Annotated in this window: 18 protein-coding genes and 2 pseudogenes; 7 read left to right on the top strand and 13 right to left on the bottom strand. The window is 55.6% G+C overall.

The features are described 5' to 3' along the window. Positions 1 to 98 precede the first annotated feature (98 nt). The 7 genes and pseudogenes from lnt to LWH94_RS09560 form a co-directional block, all read left to right on the top strand. Positions 99 to 1,538: an apolipoprotein N-acyltransferase gene (gene lnt, locus LWH94_RS09590; protein WP_009686176.1), complete on the top strand. Its 1,440-nt coding sequence runs from the start codon at positions 99 to 101 to the stop codon at positions 1,536 to 1,538. A gap of 53 nt (positions 1,539 to 1,591) precedes the next feature. Next, the gene (lspA, locus tag LWH94_RS09585; RefSeq protein WP_008930575.1) at positions 1,592 to 2,113 is read left to right on the top strand and encodes a signal peptidase II; all 522 of its coding nucleotides are present in this window, start codon (positions 1,592 to 1,594) and stop codon (positions 2,111 to 2,113) included. 128 nt (positions 2,114 to 2,241) lie between these two features. Next, positions 2,242 to 2,737 (top strand): annotated as a pseudogene (locus LWH94_RS09580) (ISL3 family transposase); the annotation flags it as partial. A gap of 83 nt (positions 2,738 to 2,820) precedes the next feature. Continuing rightward, complete coding sequence (gene tnpA / locus LWH94_RS09575; RefSeq protein WP_022993478.1) at positions 2,821 to 3,195, top strand: IS66-like element accessory protein TnpA; 375 nt, start codon at positions 2,821 to 2,823, stop codon at positions 3,193 to 3,195. After that, positions 3,192 to 3,527, top strand: a complete 336-nt coding sequence (tnpB, locus tag LWH94_RS09570) for an IS66 family insertion sequence element accessory protein TnpB (RefSeq protein ID WP_169054488.1) — start codon at positions 3,192 to 3,194, stop codon at positions 3,525 to 3,527. Before tnpA ends, tnpB begins: the two co-directional genes overlap by 4 nt. Positions 3,528 to 3,602: 75 nt before the next feature. Next, positions 3,603 to 5,147 (top strand): IS66 family transposase, encoded by a 1,545-nt coding sequence (tnpC, locus tag LWH94_RS09565; protein ID WP_232902041.1) that lies wholly within the window; start codon positions 3,603 to 3,605, stop codon positions 5,145 to 5,147. Between the two features lie 16 nt (positions 5,148 to 5,163). Beyond that, positions 5,164 to 5,484, top strand: a pseudogene (locus LWH94_RS09560) (transposase); the annotation flags it as partial. On the opposite strand, the gene LWH94_RS09555 reads toward LWH94_RS09560, so the two are convergent. The 13 genes from LWH94_RS09555 to LWH94_RS09495 all read right to left on the bottom strand — a co-directional run bounded on the left by LWH94_RS09555 (position 5,481) and on the right by LWH94_RS09495 (position 12,776). Continuing rightward, positions 5,481 to 5,834, bottom strand: a complete 354-nt coding sequence (locus LWH94_RS09555; protein WP_232902040.1) for a nuclease-related domain-containing protein — start codon at positions 5,832 to 5,834, stop codon at positions 5,481 to 5,483. The pseudogene LWH94_RS09560 and the gene LWH94_RS09555 overlap by 4 nt on opposite strands. 49 nt (positions 5,835 to 5,883) lie before the next feature. Beyond that, positions 5,884 to 6,153 (bottom strand): hypothetical protein, encoded by a 270-nt coding sequence (locus tag LWH94_RS09550; protein WP_232902039.1) that lies wholly within the window; start codon positions 6,151 to 6,153, stop codon positions 5,884 to 5,886. Between the two features lie 170 nt (positions 6,154 to 6,323). After that, positions 6,324 to 7,061: a TIGR00266 family protein gene (locus LWH94_RS09545; protein ID WP_232902038.1), complete on the bottom strand. Its 738-nt coding sequence runs from the start codon at positions 7,059 to 7,061 to the stop codon at positions 6,324 to 6,326. Positions 7,062 to 7,076: 15 nt separating this feature from the next. Then, a complete protein-coding gene (locus LWH94_RS09540) occupies positions 7,077 to 7,325 on the bottom strand; it encodes a hypothetical protein (RefSeq protein ID WP_232902037.1) in 249 nt (82 codons plus the stop codon). Positions 7,326 to 7,370: 45 nt separating this feature from the next. Continuing rightward, positions 7,371 to 8,264, bottom strand: a complete 894-nt coding sequence (locus tag LWH94_RS09535) for a DsbA family protein (RefSeq protein WP_232902036.1) — start codon at positions 8,262 to 8,264, stop codon at positions 7,371 to 7,373. A 10-nt stretch (positions 8,265 to 8,274) separates the two neighbouring features. Then, complete coding sequence (gene sppA / locus LWH94_RS09530; RefSeq protein WP_232902035.1) at positions 8,275 to 9,234, bottom strand: signal peptide peptidase SppA; 960 nt, start codon at positions 9,232 to 9,234, stop codon at positions 8,275 to 8,277. After that, positions 9,212 to 9,940, bottom strand: coding sequence for a hypothetical protein (locus tag LWH94_RS09525; RefSeq protein WP_232902034.1), 729 nt, complete (start codon positions 9,938 to 9,940; stop codon positions 9,212 to 9,214). The genes sppA and LWH94_RS09525 overlap by 23 nt, the downstream gene beginning before the upstream one ends. A 3-nt stretch (positions 9,941 to 9,943) precedes the next feature. Further along, a complete protein-coding gene (locus LWH94_RS09520) occupies positions 9,944 to 10,240 on the bottom strand; it encodes a hypothetical protein (protein WP_232902033.1) in 297 nt (98 codons plus the stop codon). Positions 10,241 to 10,251: 11 nt separating this feature from the next. Beyond that, complete coding sequence (locus tag LWH94_RS09515) at positions 10,252 to 10,731, bottom strand: hypothetical protein (protein ID WP_232902032.1); 480 nt, start codon at positions 10,729 to 10,731, stop codon at positions 10,252 to 10,254. A gap of 119 nt (positions 10,732 to 10,850) precedes the next feature. After that, positions 10,851 to 11,414 carry a hypothetical protein gene (locus LWH94_RS09510; protein WP_232902031.1) on the bottom strand — a complete coding sequence of 188 codons (564 nt, stop codon included), beginning with the start codon at positions 11,412 to 11,414 and terminating at the stop codon, positions 10,851 to 10,853. A gap of 12 nt (positions 11,415 to 11,426) precedes the next feature. Then, on the bottom strand, positions 11,427 to 11,951 hold the full coding sequence (locus LWH94_RS09505) for a hypothetical protein (protein WP_232902030.1): 525 nt from the start codon (positions 11,949 to 11,951) through the stop codon (positions 11,427 to 11,429). Further along, the gene (locus tag LWH94_RS09500; protein WP_232902029.1) at positions 11,938 to 12,390 is read right to left on the bottom strand and encodes a hypothetical protein; all 453 of its coding nucleotides are present in this window, start codon (positions 12,388 to 12,390) and stop codon (positions 11,938 to 11,940) included. The genes LWH94_RS09505 and LWH94_RS09500 overlap by 14 nt, the downstream gene beginning before the upstream one ends. Further along, the gene (locus LWH94_RS09495) at positions 12,390 to 12,776 is read right to left on the bottom strand and encodes a hypothetical protein (RefSeq protein ID WP_232902028.1); all 387 of its coding nucleotides are present in this window, start codon (positions 12,774 to 12,776) and stop codon (positions 12,390 to 12,392) included. Before LWH94_RS09495 ends, LWH94_RS09500 begins: the two co-directional genes overlap by 1 nt. Positions 12,777 to 13,075: the final 299 nt, after the last annotated feature.

Here is a 13,075-nt window from a genome sequence, read left to right as displayed (position 1 = left end):
CATTGGGTGATAAGTGCGCGCTACCCTCTAGCCTATACACGGGCGTGCGCTATAAGCCGCTTCTGACAGGGGGGATGGCTCTACTTGCTGGAGGCGCCATGCCGCTTGCCTTTGCCCCTGTGGGCTGGGCATGGCTTGCGGTGATCGCTCTGGCAACATTTTTTGTCCTGACCGCGCAGTCTTCAAGGCGTCAGGCGCTGTGGTCGGCCTACCTCTTTGGCCTTGGCTACTTCGGCGTGGGTGTCTCCTGGGTCTTTATCAGCATTAGCCAGTACGGCAATGGCCCCGTGGTGGCGGTGTTAGTCACGGCGGCCTTTGTCTCGCTGCTCGCCCTCTTTCCATGGGGCGTCGCGTACCTCGTGCGCTGCCTGCGCCCTGAGATGGATGCAATGGCACTCTGGCTAGGGCTACCTGCGGCATGGGTGCTGAGTGAATGGATGCGCACCTGGTTCTTGACCGGCTTTCCCTGGCTCTTCATTGGCTACAGCCAGACCGACACCACACTTGCCACTATCGCTCCCGTCTTTGGCGTGCTTGGCGTGAGTTTACTGGTGGCACTTCTCGCTGGCGGGCTTGCCTGGGTTGTCCAGGGGCCAAGCCTGCGCCGTGCTGCGGTAGTCGGTGCCGTGTTAGTCGCTACCCTCGCCGGCTTGCAACTGCTGGATCGTGAATGGACGCAGCCAGCCGCTGACCCGATCGATGTCGTCCTCTTGCAAGGAAACATCGCGCAAGACAAGAAATGGGACCCGAGATACCGGGACATCACACTTGAGCGCTATCAGGCGCTTACCGCGCAGCATCTCGGAGCCGATATCGTGATCTGGCCAGAAGCGGCAATCCCGATGTGGCATGACCAGGCCAAAGCATATCTTGCTGAGCTTGAGGCGTTAGCCGATCAGGCAGGCACATCGTTAATGATTGGCGTCCCGGTACGCGAGGCGGAGGGCCGTACCTACAACGCCGTGGTAAGCCTCTCCGATCCCTCAGGCTTCTACTACAAACGCCACCTGGTGCCCTTCGGTGAATATGTTCCGTTTCGGGATCTTTTGGGGTCGGCCCTCGACGTGCTCGGGGCGCCCATGTCCGACTTCACACCGGGACGGGAAGCGCACGTCCTGAATGCAGCAGGGGTGCCCGTAGGGGCACTCATCTGCTACGAGGCGGTCTTTGGTGCCGAAGTCACTGAGCTTCTGCCCGAAGCGCAGTTACTGGTGAATGTCAGCAACGATGCCTGGTTCGGCAGCTCGCTCGGCCCCCTCCAGCATTTCCAGATGGCACGCATGCGTGCCATCGAAACCGGACGTGACCTTCTTCGAGCCACGAACACCGGTATCACAGCAGCCATCAATCATGAGGGCAAAGTGCTCAAGCGTGCTCCGCAGTTCGAAGTGGCCACCCTCAGCGCCGAAGTGACACCGCGAACTGGCGCGCCCCCTTATGTGCGCTGGCGGGATTGGCCTGTCCTTGGCCTGACCGCACTCGGACTCGGCCTGCTCCTGCTCCGTCGAATTCGTCGGCATCATCGGTTGGGTACATGACGCTTGTTATTTAGCAGCGAGCAAATTCTAGATTGGGTCAGGAGGAAGGGGATATGTCTACTTATGGCAGTCGGCTCGCAGAGAAAGCCCACGAGCCGGGAAAGGCGATGCGCTGGCTGTGGCTCTCGCTCCTGTTACTGTTTGTCGATCAGGCGAGCAAGTACCTTGCCAGCACCATGCTAGCGCATGGTGAAAGCGTGCCTGCCGCACCCTTCTTCAATTGGGTCCACCGCCACAATACGGGGGCGGCCTTCAGCTTTCTCGCGGATGTCGGCGGTTGGCAGCAGCCGCTTTTCATCGGACTGGCCCTGGTTATCTCGATATTACTGGTGTACTGGCTTTGGCGTTCACCACGCGTACTGAGTTATCGGCTCGCCCTCAGTGCGATCCTCGGCGGCGCGTTGGGCAATGTCGCAGATCGCTTGCGGTTAGGCTACGTAGAGGATTTTCTCGATTTTCACTATGCCCAGTGGCACTGGCCATCGTTCAACCTAGCGGACGTATGGATCTTCCTCGGTGTCGCCCTCTTTATTTGGGCGGAAATACGACATCAACCAGGCAGCCGCCGCCGCTGAATCGCCTAGCGTCTTCGCTATCGCATGCTTGACTTCCGGAATAGGCGCGTCCTGGGCCTTGATAAGGCGGCACGCCTTCATGAGCCAGCTGTACGTTCCTGATGCACGACTGCTGCCAAGGGCTCTGCTGCATCCTAACCAATCTGGAAGAGCGCACCCTGCTGGACCTGCTACCCGGTCGTCAGCAAGAGAGGGTGACAAGACGCCTCATGAGCATGGCCAACCGCCACCAGGTCGAGATCGTCAGCATGGACATGTGGAAGCCCTACCGCCGCGCCTTCCAGACGGTGCTGCCACAGGCCCGTATCGTGGTCGATAAGTTCCACGTCGTGCGCATGGCCAACGAGGCCTTAGAGAAGATCCGCAAAGGCCTAAGGAAGGAGTTGAAGCCCAATCAGCGCCGGACCCTCAAAGGTGACCGGAAAATCCTGCTGAAGCGCGCTCACGACGTTTCAGACCGCGAACGGCTCATCATGGAGACCTGGACAGGAGCATTCCCCCCAGCTCTTGGCGGCTTACGAGCACAAGGAGCGCTTCTACCATATCTGGGACAGTACCAATCGGCGTGGTGCCGAACAGGCTCTCGCCACCTGGATTGACAACATCCCTCAGGGGCAGAAGGAGGGTAACCGTCCGGTAAACCCATCTTGAGCCCGTCGCCGCTGCCGTCAGGATAGTGTCCACTAAAAAATAAGTGGACACTTAACATGACCAGCATAAGCGTAACCAAGCCCTACCAAAAACGTCGTCGTTACTCCAAAGAGCTTAAGGCTCGTATAGTCGCCGAATGTCTGAAGCCCGGGGCGTCTGTTTCCCGAATTTCGCTGGATAACGGCCTCAATGCCAACATGGTCCGGCGCTGGATAAGCGAGGCGCGACGGGCGGCTAAAACACCGGAAGCGCCAGGATTCGTTCCGATCCGTCTGCCAGCCGTAGCGCCTGTGCCGGACACCCCGTCAGTCTCGAGTCAATGTAGCACCATCCGCATCGAGATTCCCCGCGCCGGTGGCCCGGTCGTGGTCGAATGGCCGGCGGAGCAAGCCCATCAGTGTGCGGCCTTGCTTCGGGATCTGTTGGGATGATCCGCATTGACGAGATCTGGCTGGCCACCGAACCGCTGGATATGCGGGCCGGGCCCGACAAGGCCCTGGCGCGGGTTATTCAGGTATTCGGTTCGGCTAAACCCCATTGCGCCTACCTGTTCGCCAACAAGCGAGGCAATCGGATGAAGGTGCTGATCCACGACGGCTTTGGCATCTGGCTCTGCGCTCGTCGGTTGCACCGGGGCAAGTTCCACTGGGGCGAATCCTGGCGCGGTGACCAACTTCGCCTGACTGAGGAACAGCTGTCCGCCCTCGTTCAGGGCCTGCCCTGGCAGCGCATTGGCGCTGAAGGCGTGATCTCTATCCTGTAACCACAAGCCCTGCGGTATCGCCATAATCAGAACCGCGAATCGCTTGCGGCTCATGGGCTTGGCATACTAGCGGGCATGACTCAGCGCCCCGATCTCGACCAACTCTCTGCCGAACAGCTCCGTGCTCTTGCCACGGAACTGTTCGATCGAGTCGAGAGCAAGGAGCGCGCCCTGGTGTACCGTGATGCGGTCATTGAGAAGCTGACTCACGAAGTCGCCATCCTCAAGCGTCACAAGTACGCCCGTCGCAGTGAGCAACTCGATGCGGTTCAGGGCAAGCTGCTGGACGAACTGATCGACAGCGACCTGGCCGCTATCGAAGCCGAGCTGGACCAGGCGATGACCGAGGAACAGAAGGCGGCTCGGCCCAAGCAAAAGCCCAAGCGCGCCCCGCTGCCACCAGAACTGCCCCGCACCCTGATCCACCACGAACCGGAAAATACTCAGTGCCAGTGTGGCTGCCAGCTCAAGCGTATTGGTGAAGACGTCAGCGAGAAGCTGGATTACGTCCCAGGCGAGTTCACGGTGGAGCGCCACATCCGGGGCAAGTGGGCCTGCGACAAATGCGAGACCTTGGTCCAGGCACCGGTGCCACCACAGGTGATCGACAAAGGCATCCCGACGGCGGGTCTGCTGGCTCAAGTGCTGGTGGCCAAATACGCGGACCATCTGCCCCTGTACCGTCAGGAACGTATCTTCGGCCGTGCTGGCCTGGAAATCCCGCGCTCCACTCTGGCCGAGTGGGTGGGGGCCTGTGGTGTGCAGTTGCAGCCCCTGGTGGACGCACTGAGAAACACCTTGCTGGAACACAACGTTCTGCACGCCGACGAAACCCCGGTGAGCATGCTGGCCCCGGGCAAGAAAAAGACTCACAAGGCCTACGTCTGGGCGTACTGCACCACACCGTTCTCGGACCTCAAAGCCACCGTTTACGACTTCGCACCCAGCCGGGCGGGTGAACACGCTCGCACCTTCCTGGGTGACTGGCAGGGCAAGCTGGTCTGTGATGATTACGCCGGCTACAAGGCCGGGTTCGGTAACGGCATTACCGAAATCGGCTGCATGGCCCACGCCCGGCGCAAGTTCTACGACCTGCACGAAGCCAATAAGAGCGAACTGGCGGCCAAGGCACTGGAATACATCGGCGGGCTGTACGAGGTCGAGCGAGACACCAAAGAGCTGCCGGCGGATAAGCGGCGAGAAATCCGGCAAACCAGGGCCAAGCCAATCGCTGATGCGCTGCATCAGTGGATGCTGGCGCATCGTCAGAAAGTGCCGGATGGCTCCGGCACGGCCAAAGCCCTCGATTACAGCCTCAAGCGGTGGGCAGCGCTGACGCGCTACCTGAACGATGGTGCCGTGCCCATCGATAACAACTGGGTAGAAAACCAGATCCGGCCCTGGGCATTGGGTCGCAGCAATTGGCTGTTCGCGGGTTCACTGCGCAGTGGCCAGCGTGCGGCTGCGGTGATGACGCTGATCCAGTCGGCGAAGCTAAACGGCCATGATCCCTATGCCTATCTGAAGGACGTGCTGACCCGCTTGCCGACGCAGAAGAACAACGCCATCGACGAGATGTTGCCCCACAACTGGAAGCCGGCTACACCTGACAAGGTGTGATGGCCGGACGCTTACGAAGGAGGTTTGGAAGGATCTCGTCAGCGCCGTCAGTGGCTGGCGTGAAGAGATGCTGACCTACTTTGAGACCGACATCCCGATCACCAACGCTTTCACGTAGTCGATAAACCGCCTAGCCAAGGACAAAAACCGTGATGGCCGGGGCTATTCGTTCGAGGTAATGCGAGCCCGGATGCTCTATACCACCAAGCACAAGAAGAAGGCGCCACAAGTCAAGGAATCCCCGTTTCTGGGCAGAGCCACCATGACCTACAACATGGGACTCCCCGAGCCTGAGAAGAACTTCGGTGTCGATCTATCAACCTTCTGGAAGGACTAAGGGTTGGATGGGGCTGGAAGGCCCATCAACCACTTAATCCGGATACCCAAGATTTTCTGCTGGTTTTCAGCTTGCTGAATGGGGGACGGGATGCCAAACCATTTCCCCTGGTAACTTCGACTCCACTCGCCGTGGGCGTTTACATTAACCTCGCCCTTAACGCTCTTGCTTTCAACAATGATGAAGCCGTATTTGTGCAGGATCAGGTGATCAATCTGGGCGGATTCACCGTCCACCACGATCTGCAAATCATTGAACACCTCGACATCGCTGCGATCCAGAAATGCTCGCTTCAAGTGAAATGCGACATCTTTTTCGTTTTTCTTTCCAGAAAATGCCTTAACATTCATCACTCTTTCCTATCTCACACTCACTACTACGACTAACGACATTGTTTGTTTAGAACAATGTCATGAACTTGAAAACCACGGCCACGCCCTTTTGGAAGACACCCCAATCCTGCAAGGCCGCCAGACACGCGAATAAAAAGCCTGCAATAAATCCCGTTACCAATCCTCCAAGCAGTTTGTAATTAATGTCTGGAGGGCAGTCGCCCTGTACGGGATCATCCTTTCTCAACCTGAAAAGCTTCGGGTCATAATAGATGTCCGACTTTTCTAATCGTCGTAGAGTCCGCTCTTTCATGTAATCCCGATCTTGAACACCCACAGCCTTTTCCTTCGATACACATGACAGATTATCGACTGCTTAAACTTTCACATGTGAAACTTCCCGCCAGCGTTTTTCCTGTGAACGATTCACCTCTATCCTCGTTGGGACTTTCACATGTGAAAGTTTGCCCCTCCCGGTTACCCAGAGAAGGGCTATTCCGCGTAAGATCAAGTGGATTGTTTGGGCTTCGGGAGTCCTTCGTGGATACGGTCAATCAATCGAGGGAAGGGCAAGCTCTGAATCCAGACGGTGCCTGTACCAGACAGGGTGGTGAGGAACACCCCCTCGCCACTGAACAATGCCGACTTCACACTACCGGCCCACTCCACGTTGTAATCAATGCCGTTGGTGAACCCGACCAATGAACCGCTATCCACTCTCAGGGTTTCGTTGTGCAATGTTTTCTCAACGAGCGCCCCGCCAGCATGCAGAAACACCATTCCATCGCCTTCCACCCGCTGGAGCACAAATCCCTCTTCACCGAAAAAGCCAGCGCCTAGACGCTTCGTGAACTCAACGTCCAGTTTGGTGCCCAGAGCGGCGGCAAGAAACGCTTCGCGCTGACAGATCACCTTCTCGCCAAATTTCGCCAAATTGATTGGCACAATGGTTCCGGGGAAGGGGGCGCTAAACCCCATCTTTTGTGGAGAGCTTCCCTGGTTCGTAAAGTGAGTCATAAAGAGTGATTCACCTGACATCAGGCGCTTCCCGGCAGAAAAGATCTTTCCGAACAAACCTTCTTCGGCCTCGGAACCGTCACCCAATCGTGTTTCCAGGTGAATATCCGGCTCCATGTAACACATAGCCCCGGCTTCACCGACTACGGTTTCCGCTGGATCCAGCTCCACCTCTAGCACTTGCGCACCGTGACCAATGATTTCGTAATCGACTGCGTGGCATCGCATCCCCGCTTCCCTCCATTACTCCATGTCTGTTGCTGCGGGCCGTAGGGTGATCTGATCAACCACCTGACGACCACGGATTTCTTTGGTACGGGTTGCCGCAACCAAGTCCCGATCAATGAGCGCCTTAGCCGTGGCCATCTTAATACGCTCGCTTCTGGGCGCACCGGCTGCCGCAAACGCATACTGTTCGGACTGATAATCCAGGGTGCCACCGGCACCTCGGAGTATCTCCAGGGCTTTTTCCTGATGGGAGGTCAGTTTCATGGCACCGCTCCAAAACAAAGCCCCCGGTGAACGGGGGCGTGATGGTTACGACTGTTCGGACTCTTCCTGAGATTCCTTTTCCTCCGCGATCAACCGTTTGATGACCGCCATAATCGCAGGAGCAGGTTGCGCACCACCCATCAGGTGAGAGCGACCGGTTTTGTTATCGACCACGAAGGTAGCCGGAGTGCCATTCACACCGTTTTCAGCCGCCATTTGCAGGTCAGCATCAATCTTGTCGTCGTAACGACCTTCATCCATGCACTGCCGTACTTTCTGAACGTCAGCACCGACACCGGCAATCAAATCATCCAGATTGGGGACACCCTGGCCGTTACCACGGCTGTTCGCAAACACATCATCCAGGAACACCCAAAAGCCTCGGTTCCCCTGTTGTTCACGTACACATTCCGCAGCCAGAGCTTCTTCTCGTGCAGCCGGGTTGTGGAAACCCAGAGGCAGGTGTTTCCACTGCCAGTTAATGTTTCCGCCACTGCTATCCACGATGTCCTTGGCGGTATCGTGGAACTTCTTGCAGTAGGGGCATTCGAGGTCAGAGAACTCAACCAGCGTGAAGCGGGCATTCACGTTACCGTAAATGCTCTTGTCTTCGGGCACCGGGTCAACGGCAGCATCGTACTTGGCGTACTTGGCATCGACCATTTCCTGCTGCTTTTTGGAGGCCAAGGCTTCCAGCGTCTCAGCAACGGATTTCTGAAACTCCTTCGGTGAAGGCTGGTTGGCCGCCACCTGATTGACTTCCGAGCGGAGGGAAGACACCTCGGATTGTATTGAGGCAACAGAGTCAGTCATTTTATACATCCCGAATCCGCCGATCCCCAGGATACCGACGAGGGCAATACCCATCAGTATCATCGGCCCGTTGCTGTTGGATGCATTCTTCTGCTGCGTATTTTCGTTTTTCGGGTTTTCGCTCATGGTTGTTTCCTCAGTACACTCGAATCGCTGGCTCGCTCAGAAGCGAGGTCACGCCTACTTTCGCCCGGTTGGTCAACTGGCTAATGAAGTCCCGGTTTGGGGTGTAATCCACCAGATTGGTTTCATTGATAACGTCTCGCGCCAGTGAATTCATGCTGCCGAGCCCGTCAATCAGTCCAATCTCAAGCGCCTGTTCACCGTTCCAGATCAGGCCGGAAAAAATTCTTGGGTCATCGCTCAGCCGATCTCCCCGACCCTGCTTAACGCGGGCAATGAACTGCTGATGTGTCTTGTCCAATACAGACTCCCAGAATTTCCGGGTTTCCTGATCCAGAGGAGAGAAGGGGTCGAGAAGCGCCTTGTTGTCACCAGCGGTAATCGCCCGGCGCTCAATGCCCAGCTTGTCCATCAGTTCAGTGAAACCAAACCCAGAGGAGATCACACCGATGGAACCCACCAGGCTGGATTGATCGGCGTAGATTTCATCGGCGGCAGCGGCAATGTAATAGCCACCGGACGCTCCAATATCCCCGATAACGGCATAAACGACTTTCTCAGGGTGGAGCTCTTTCTGAGCCATGATCTCCTGATACACCCGACCAGAATGCACAGGACTTCCTCCTGGACTGTCGATCCGCAGGACGATGGCTTTGGAGTTTTCCGACTCGAACGCTGTTTTGATGGCCGGTATCAGCCGGTCTGCATCGGCTTCCTGGCCCCCACCAATCTCTCCATGGATGTTGATATAAGCAACATGGGATGTGGCTGCGCTTTGCTGCCACGGGGACTGCTGAGCGTTCGATCCGAGCTGGAAGACCAGCACGAGCACCATGATCAGGCCAATCGCCCGTAACATCTTGAGGAACATCCGGTAACGCCGGTCACGAACCTGCTCTTTGTAAAGTTTGAAGATGTATTCCCTCAACAAGTCCCTTTCCCACGGGATCTCATCTTTGTCTGTTGGTGACATTTCTGCTCCTGTTGTAAGGTGATGTGGGTTGTGTGGCGGCTACGCACAGTTCTATGCATTCCTTCCAGTCTTCGTCGTTCATCTCTGACGGTGGCACCCCTTTTTCCCGCACAAATCGTTGCAGTCGCTCGTAACTCAGGTGATGGGCTCTGGCGACTTCGCTGATATTTCGATACTTCGTGCCGAAAACTGTGAACTCGTTGGTCGTACCCTGGCGGTACTTGCCTCGTGGTTTGAACTGCCCGGCTGTTATCTGATCGGAGAACACGGCTTCGTCCTCCGAGGCCAGAAATTTTTCTTCCAGGGTCAAAAGAAGAGCCTGAGCCCTTCCCAACACTTCTTTCAGACGTTTCTCAAGAAGCAGTGCGTCAGTCACCCGAACTGGCAATGCGTAGGTTTTGTAGGGCTCAACCCCAAGCACCTTCATGTGCGAAGGAGAGGCATCGAACTTAAAAGCACCGGCCTCCTCAAACAGATAACTGGCCAGGTTGCCCCGGAGCTTTTTCTGGAATCGCCGGTTAGCGGTTTCTTCCGGGTCAACGTAAAGCTGGCCCAGAGACACTCCGAGATGTTCCGCCGCTTTCTCCAGTGATTGCTCGTGAATCCAGTACCCGTAGCGAAAGCCAAACAGGTTCGACAAGTCATTCCGGGAATACCCGGCATCGAGAAGCCTTGAGTATGCGTGGGGAGCGCGAAGCCATGTCATTGCTTATGCGCCCCCAAAGCCTCGAACGAAGTCCAGCGCGTAAAGGCACATCAGGCTGAACACCGGAGTCAGGATGGCGGAACTCATCGACATGGCGGCGGCCATGCTCGGAGCCTTTTTTGTCATGGGAACCAGCCAGGGCATCAGCGCACACTGAGCGGCGATCATGGCACCCAGGATGCCCAGCTCCGGGAAGAACAGGCTTTGCAGGAAAATGAAGACTGGCTGAGCAAGACCGGCTTGCATAAGCAGTTTATCCATTGCCTGATCATTGGTGGTGATGTTGGTTGCGTTAGTCATTGTCATGCTCCTCATGCGATTTCGGGCTTACCGAAGAACCGCTCATAAACATCCGGCTTCCGACCGGTCAGTTCTTTGGCCATCTCGGCGGTAATCTGGTGAAGCTTGGTAACTTGTGCCTGCTTCAATCCCGTCACGGTAATTTCGGCAATGAACCAGGCTCCTCCATCCGTTTTGGCAAGCACCTCTACCAGCCAGGGTTTGGTGTCGTGGATGTTGGTCAGCTCCTGGATCATGGCCACCTCGGAATGATGACCGATCCACCGTTTGCCAAACCCCACCACATCCATGTTGTTGAAGGCTTCTTTGGCCGCCTGTCGCCGGTATTCCCCCGCCAAACGTTTAATGGAGTAGGGGCTTTTCTCCGGGATCAGCAAGCACCAACTGATGAGCCCCAGACCAAGAGCCACGGCACTCTGGCCTGTTATCAAGGCCGCCATCGTCGCTGTTATCGTGGCGACCGGGATCAATGCTTTCGGGTTCTGGGACATCGCTTACCTCCTGTATTCCAGAATACCGAACTCCCTAAAAATGCAACCCATGCCGTTTTGCCCAATTTGGGCTATTACAGAGGGAGCGATGAGGAAAGCAGGTTTCAGAAGTTGTTCGTTCAGTGCAAAGCGCCTGCACAGGAGCAAGACCGTTTGCGTTTTCCGGTTTTTAACGCTTTGTACCGTTGCCACAATTCAACGATCTCGCCCTCAGAGAGCAGACGAACCCGGAGGTAGCGGATGTTTTCCTTGTTGTGTTTCGACAGGACAACGGCTCGAATGTAACCGTGTTGACTGACGGTGTGCCGGTTCCCGTACATCTTCTCCAGGATCAGGCGATAAACGGAGAGCTGGATGATGTCGGAGTCGTAGACTCGAAAATACTTGCGGGTCTTAGTGTCCACAGGGACAAGCAACCCATTTCTCGTTTCAAAAACCTGATCCACTCGACCATGCAGAGGAACGGGCTCGAAGGCCCGAATATCCTCCTCATTCATGAACAGCCTGGCCCCGCGCAATTCTTCGGGCATGCGCTCTTTGTCCCACCATTGCTGTTGGGTTTGCTGTCTTGCTTTTAGCGCAGTCATCGCGCTCTTTCGCCAGCGATCCGCTTTGGCGATCAGAAACGGGGCAACCACAAGCCCAACAAACCAGAGAAGGGGGTTGGTCAGGGCATCGAACATGATGTGTCCTCCTTACTTCCCGGAAAACCACTCCGGGTGCCGGGCTGCATCCATATCCTTTACGGTGCTTGAGTGATGAAACACCTCATCGACGGTCAATACCGTTTGTTCGTCCCGAATGAAAAACGGACGAATCCATGACTCAACGCCAACGGCACCGTAGATGTTAATAATGATGTGAGCTCGCTCTCCCTTGTGTTTCACGCTGTGCCAATGGCCGTACGACTGTGTGCCTTTGATGTACCCACCGAACACTTCCAGGGCAATCATTTGATCATCGTTATCCGCTGTTTTCTGGTGAAACCGGCTCATCAGCTCTGCGACCATTCCACTTAACTCAGCGGCTGGGAGCTTGGGTTTCAGCGTGTCGAGATGCTCCTGGCGAACGGAAAATACCTGGACATGGCCTGTTCGGTAATCACGAACGTAGATCATGTGCGACTCAAACGGATTTGAGTGGTGGTAGGCATCAATACCCCAACCCGCGCTCTTGAAATGTGCTGTTGCAACTTCTTTGTCAAAATCAAACGCAGACATTGGGGTTCTCCTTTACGAATTGAGCTGGAACTTTCACATGTGAAAGTTTGCCTTCAGTCATGATGTCCAAAACTTGTTCGCTGATCGTGTTGGCTCGCCCTTTCGGTTGTCCCTGGTATTCAAACTCCTTTGCATCCTGAGCTGAGAAGACGCCATGCGGAATGCGATCATCATCGCCAAGCCACATGCGGAGCCGGAAATCGACAAACCATCCATCAGCAAGCTCAATCCAGAGGTGAGGGGTAACACAATATCCAGTTTGCGTGTCCCGCACGTATCCCATCTTGCACTGGTGTTTGATTCCCGCTCGACTCAGAACGAAGCTGAGCGCATAGGTCATCCCATCACATTCCAGTGGTGCATCTTCAAGACACTGAAGAATGGCTTCCAGCTCTTGGTGCCAAGGTGATGCAAGCGGCATTGCTTGGCTGGCCGTCATTATCGTTTCTCTCCTGCTTTTCGAGTCTGAATGAATTCCGGCCAGGACTGACAATGCTTGCGCAAGTCCGCCTCTGTCAGCTTCTTCCGAAATGTTTTGATGCGTCGGGATTCTGCTGGCCAGGTGTCGGTTTCCAGCATTTGAGGCTCAGGCTTCAGCCAGCGGTAAAGCTGCTCACCATTGCGAAACGTCAGACCACCGGTATAACCCAACGCTGGCAAGACCCGAACTCCTATCATCCGTATTCGCTGATGCGGGGTGTAGGTTTCCAGCAAATCAATGAGTGGTGAACGGGGTGTCATCATTTTTGGTACTTCGCCACATAACTGATAACGCATCGCCAGACGGGGCGATTGGGTAATGGCCTGGAGCTGTTTTGAATGCATGATCTTTTCTCGCGTTTGGTGTGCTTGAGTCTTTAGCTGGGCTTCATGCGCGGAACCTTCAAAAAGTCTCGAAACAGTCTGTTTGAAGCCCCTGTGCATCCATCTCTGCCTGCCCTCGCTATCGCATCAGTCTTTTACGAGGCGCTTGTGAGACTCTCTTTTTCCGAATCTTTCATAGTATTATATTATGATACTGTAATAACGCAAGCTCCAGGACAAGGATTGATCTGCAAAAAAGAGATCTGAGAGATTGCCTGTCGGGTTATCCATCTTTGTTATGTCAATGCAAATGACACTGG

It is taken from the genome of Marinobacter sp. G11 (genome assembly GCF_021282325.1).
GTDB classification, from domain to species: Bacteria; Pseudomonadota; Gammaproteobacteria; order Pseudomonadales; family Oleiphilaceae; genus Marinobacter; species Marinobacter vinifirmus.
This window is presented reverse-complemented; position numbering and strand designations above follow the sequence as displayed.

Bases quoted from the DNA above. Each gene is read 5' to 3' on its own strand.
- lnt (WP_009686176.1), top strand. From the start codon at position 99: ATGCCGCTTGCCTTTGCCCCTGTGGGCTGGGCATGGCTTGCGGTGATC.
- lspA (WP_008930575.1), top strand. From the start codon at position 1,592: ATGTCTACTTATGGCAGTCGGCTCGCAGAGAAAGCCCACGAGCCGGGA.
- tnpA (WP_022993478.1), top strand. From the start codon at position 2,821: ATGACCAGCATAAGCGTAACCAAGCCCTACCAAAAACGTCGTCGTTAC.
- tnpB (WP_169054488.1), top strand. From the start codon at position 3,192: ATGATCCGCATTGACGAGATCTGGCTGGCCACCGAACCGCTGGATATG.
- tnpC (WP_232902041.1), top strand. From the start codon at position 3,603: ATGACTCAGCGCCCCGATCTCGACCAACTCTCTGCCGAACAGCTCCGT.
- LWH94_RS09555 (WP_232902040.1), bottom strand. From the start codon at position 5,834: ATGAATGTTAAGGCATTTTCTGGAAAGAAAAACGAAAAAGATGTCGCA.
- LWH94_RS09545 (WP_232902038.1), bottom strand. From the start codon at position 7,061: ATGCGATGCCACGCAGTCGATTACGAAATCATTGGTCACGGTGCGCAA.
- LWH94_RS09540 (WP_232902037.1), bottom strand. From the start codon at position 7,325: ATGAAACTGACCTCCCATCAGGAAAAAGCCCTGGAGATACTCCGAGGT.
- LWH94_RS09535 (WP_232902036.1), bottom strand. From the start codon at position 8,264: ATGAGCGAAAACCCGAAAAACGAAAATACGCAGCAGAAGAATGCATCC.
- sppA (WP_232902035.1), bottom strand. From the start codon at position 9,234: ATGTCACCAACAGACAAAGATGAGATCCCGTGGGAAAGGGACTTGTTG.
- LWH94_RS09525 (WP_232902034.1), bottom strand. From the start codon at position 9,940: ATGACATGGCTTCGCGCTCCCCACGCATACTCAAGGCTTCTCGATGCC.
- LWH94_RS09520 (WP_232902033.1), bottom strand. From the start codon at position 10,240: ATGACTAACGCAACCAACATCACCACCAATGATCAGGCAATGGATAAA.
- LWH94_RS09515 (WP_232902032.1), bottom strand. From the start codon at position 10,731: ATGTCCCAGAACCCGAAAGCATTGATCCCGGTCGCCACGATAACAGCG.
- LWH94_RS09510 (WP_232902031.1), bottom strand. From the start codon at position 11,414: ATGTTCGATGCCCTGACCAACCCCCTTCTCTGGTTTGTTGGGCTTGTG.
- LWH94_RS09505 (WP_232902030.1), bottom strand. From the start codon at position 11,951: ATGTCTGCGTTTGATTTTGACAAAGAAGTTGCAACAGCACATTTCAAG.
- LWH94_RS09500 (WP_232902029.1), bottom strand. From the start codon at position 12,390: ATGACGGCCAGCCAAGCAATGCCGCTTGCATCACCTTGGCACCAAGAG.
- LWH94_RS09495 (WP_232902028.1), bottom strand. From the start codon at position 12,776: ATGCATTCAAAACAGCTCCAGGCCATTACCCAATCGCCCCGTCTGGCG.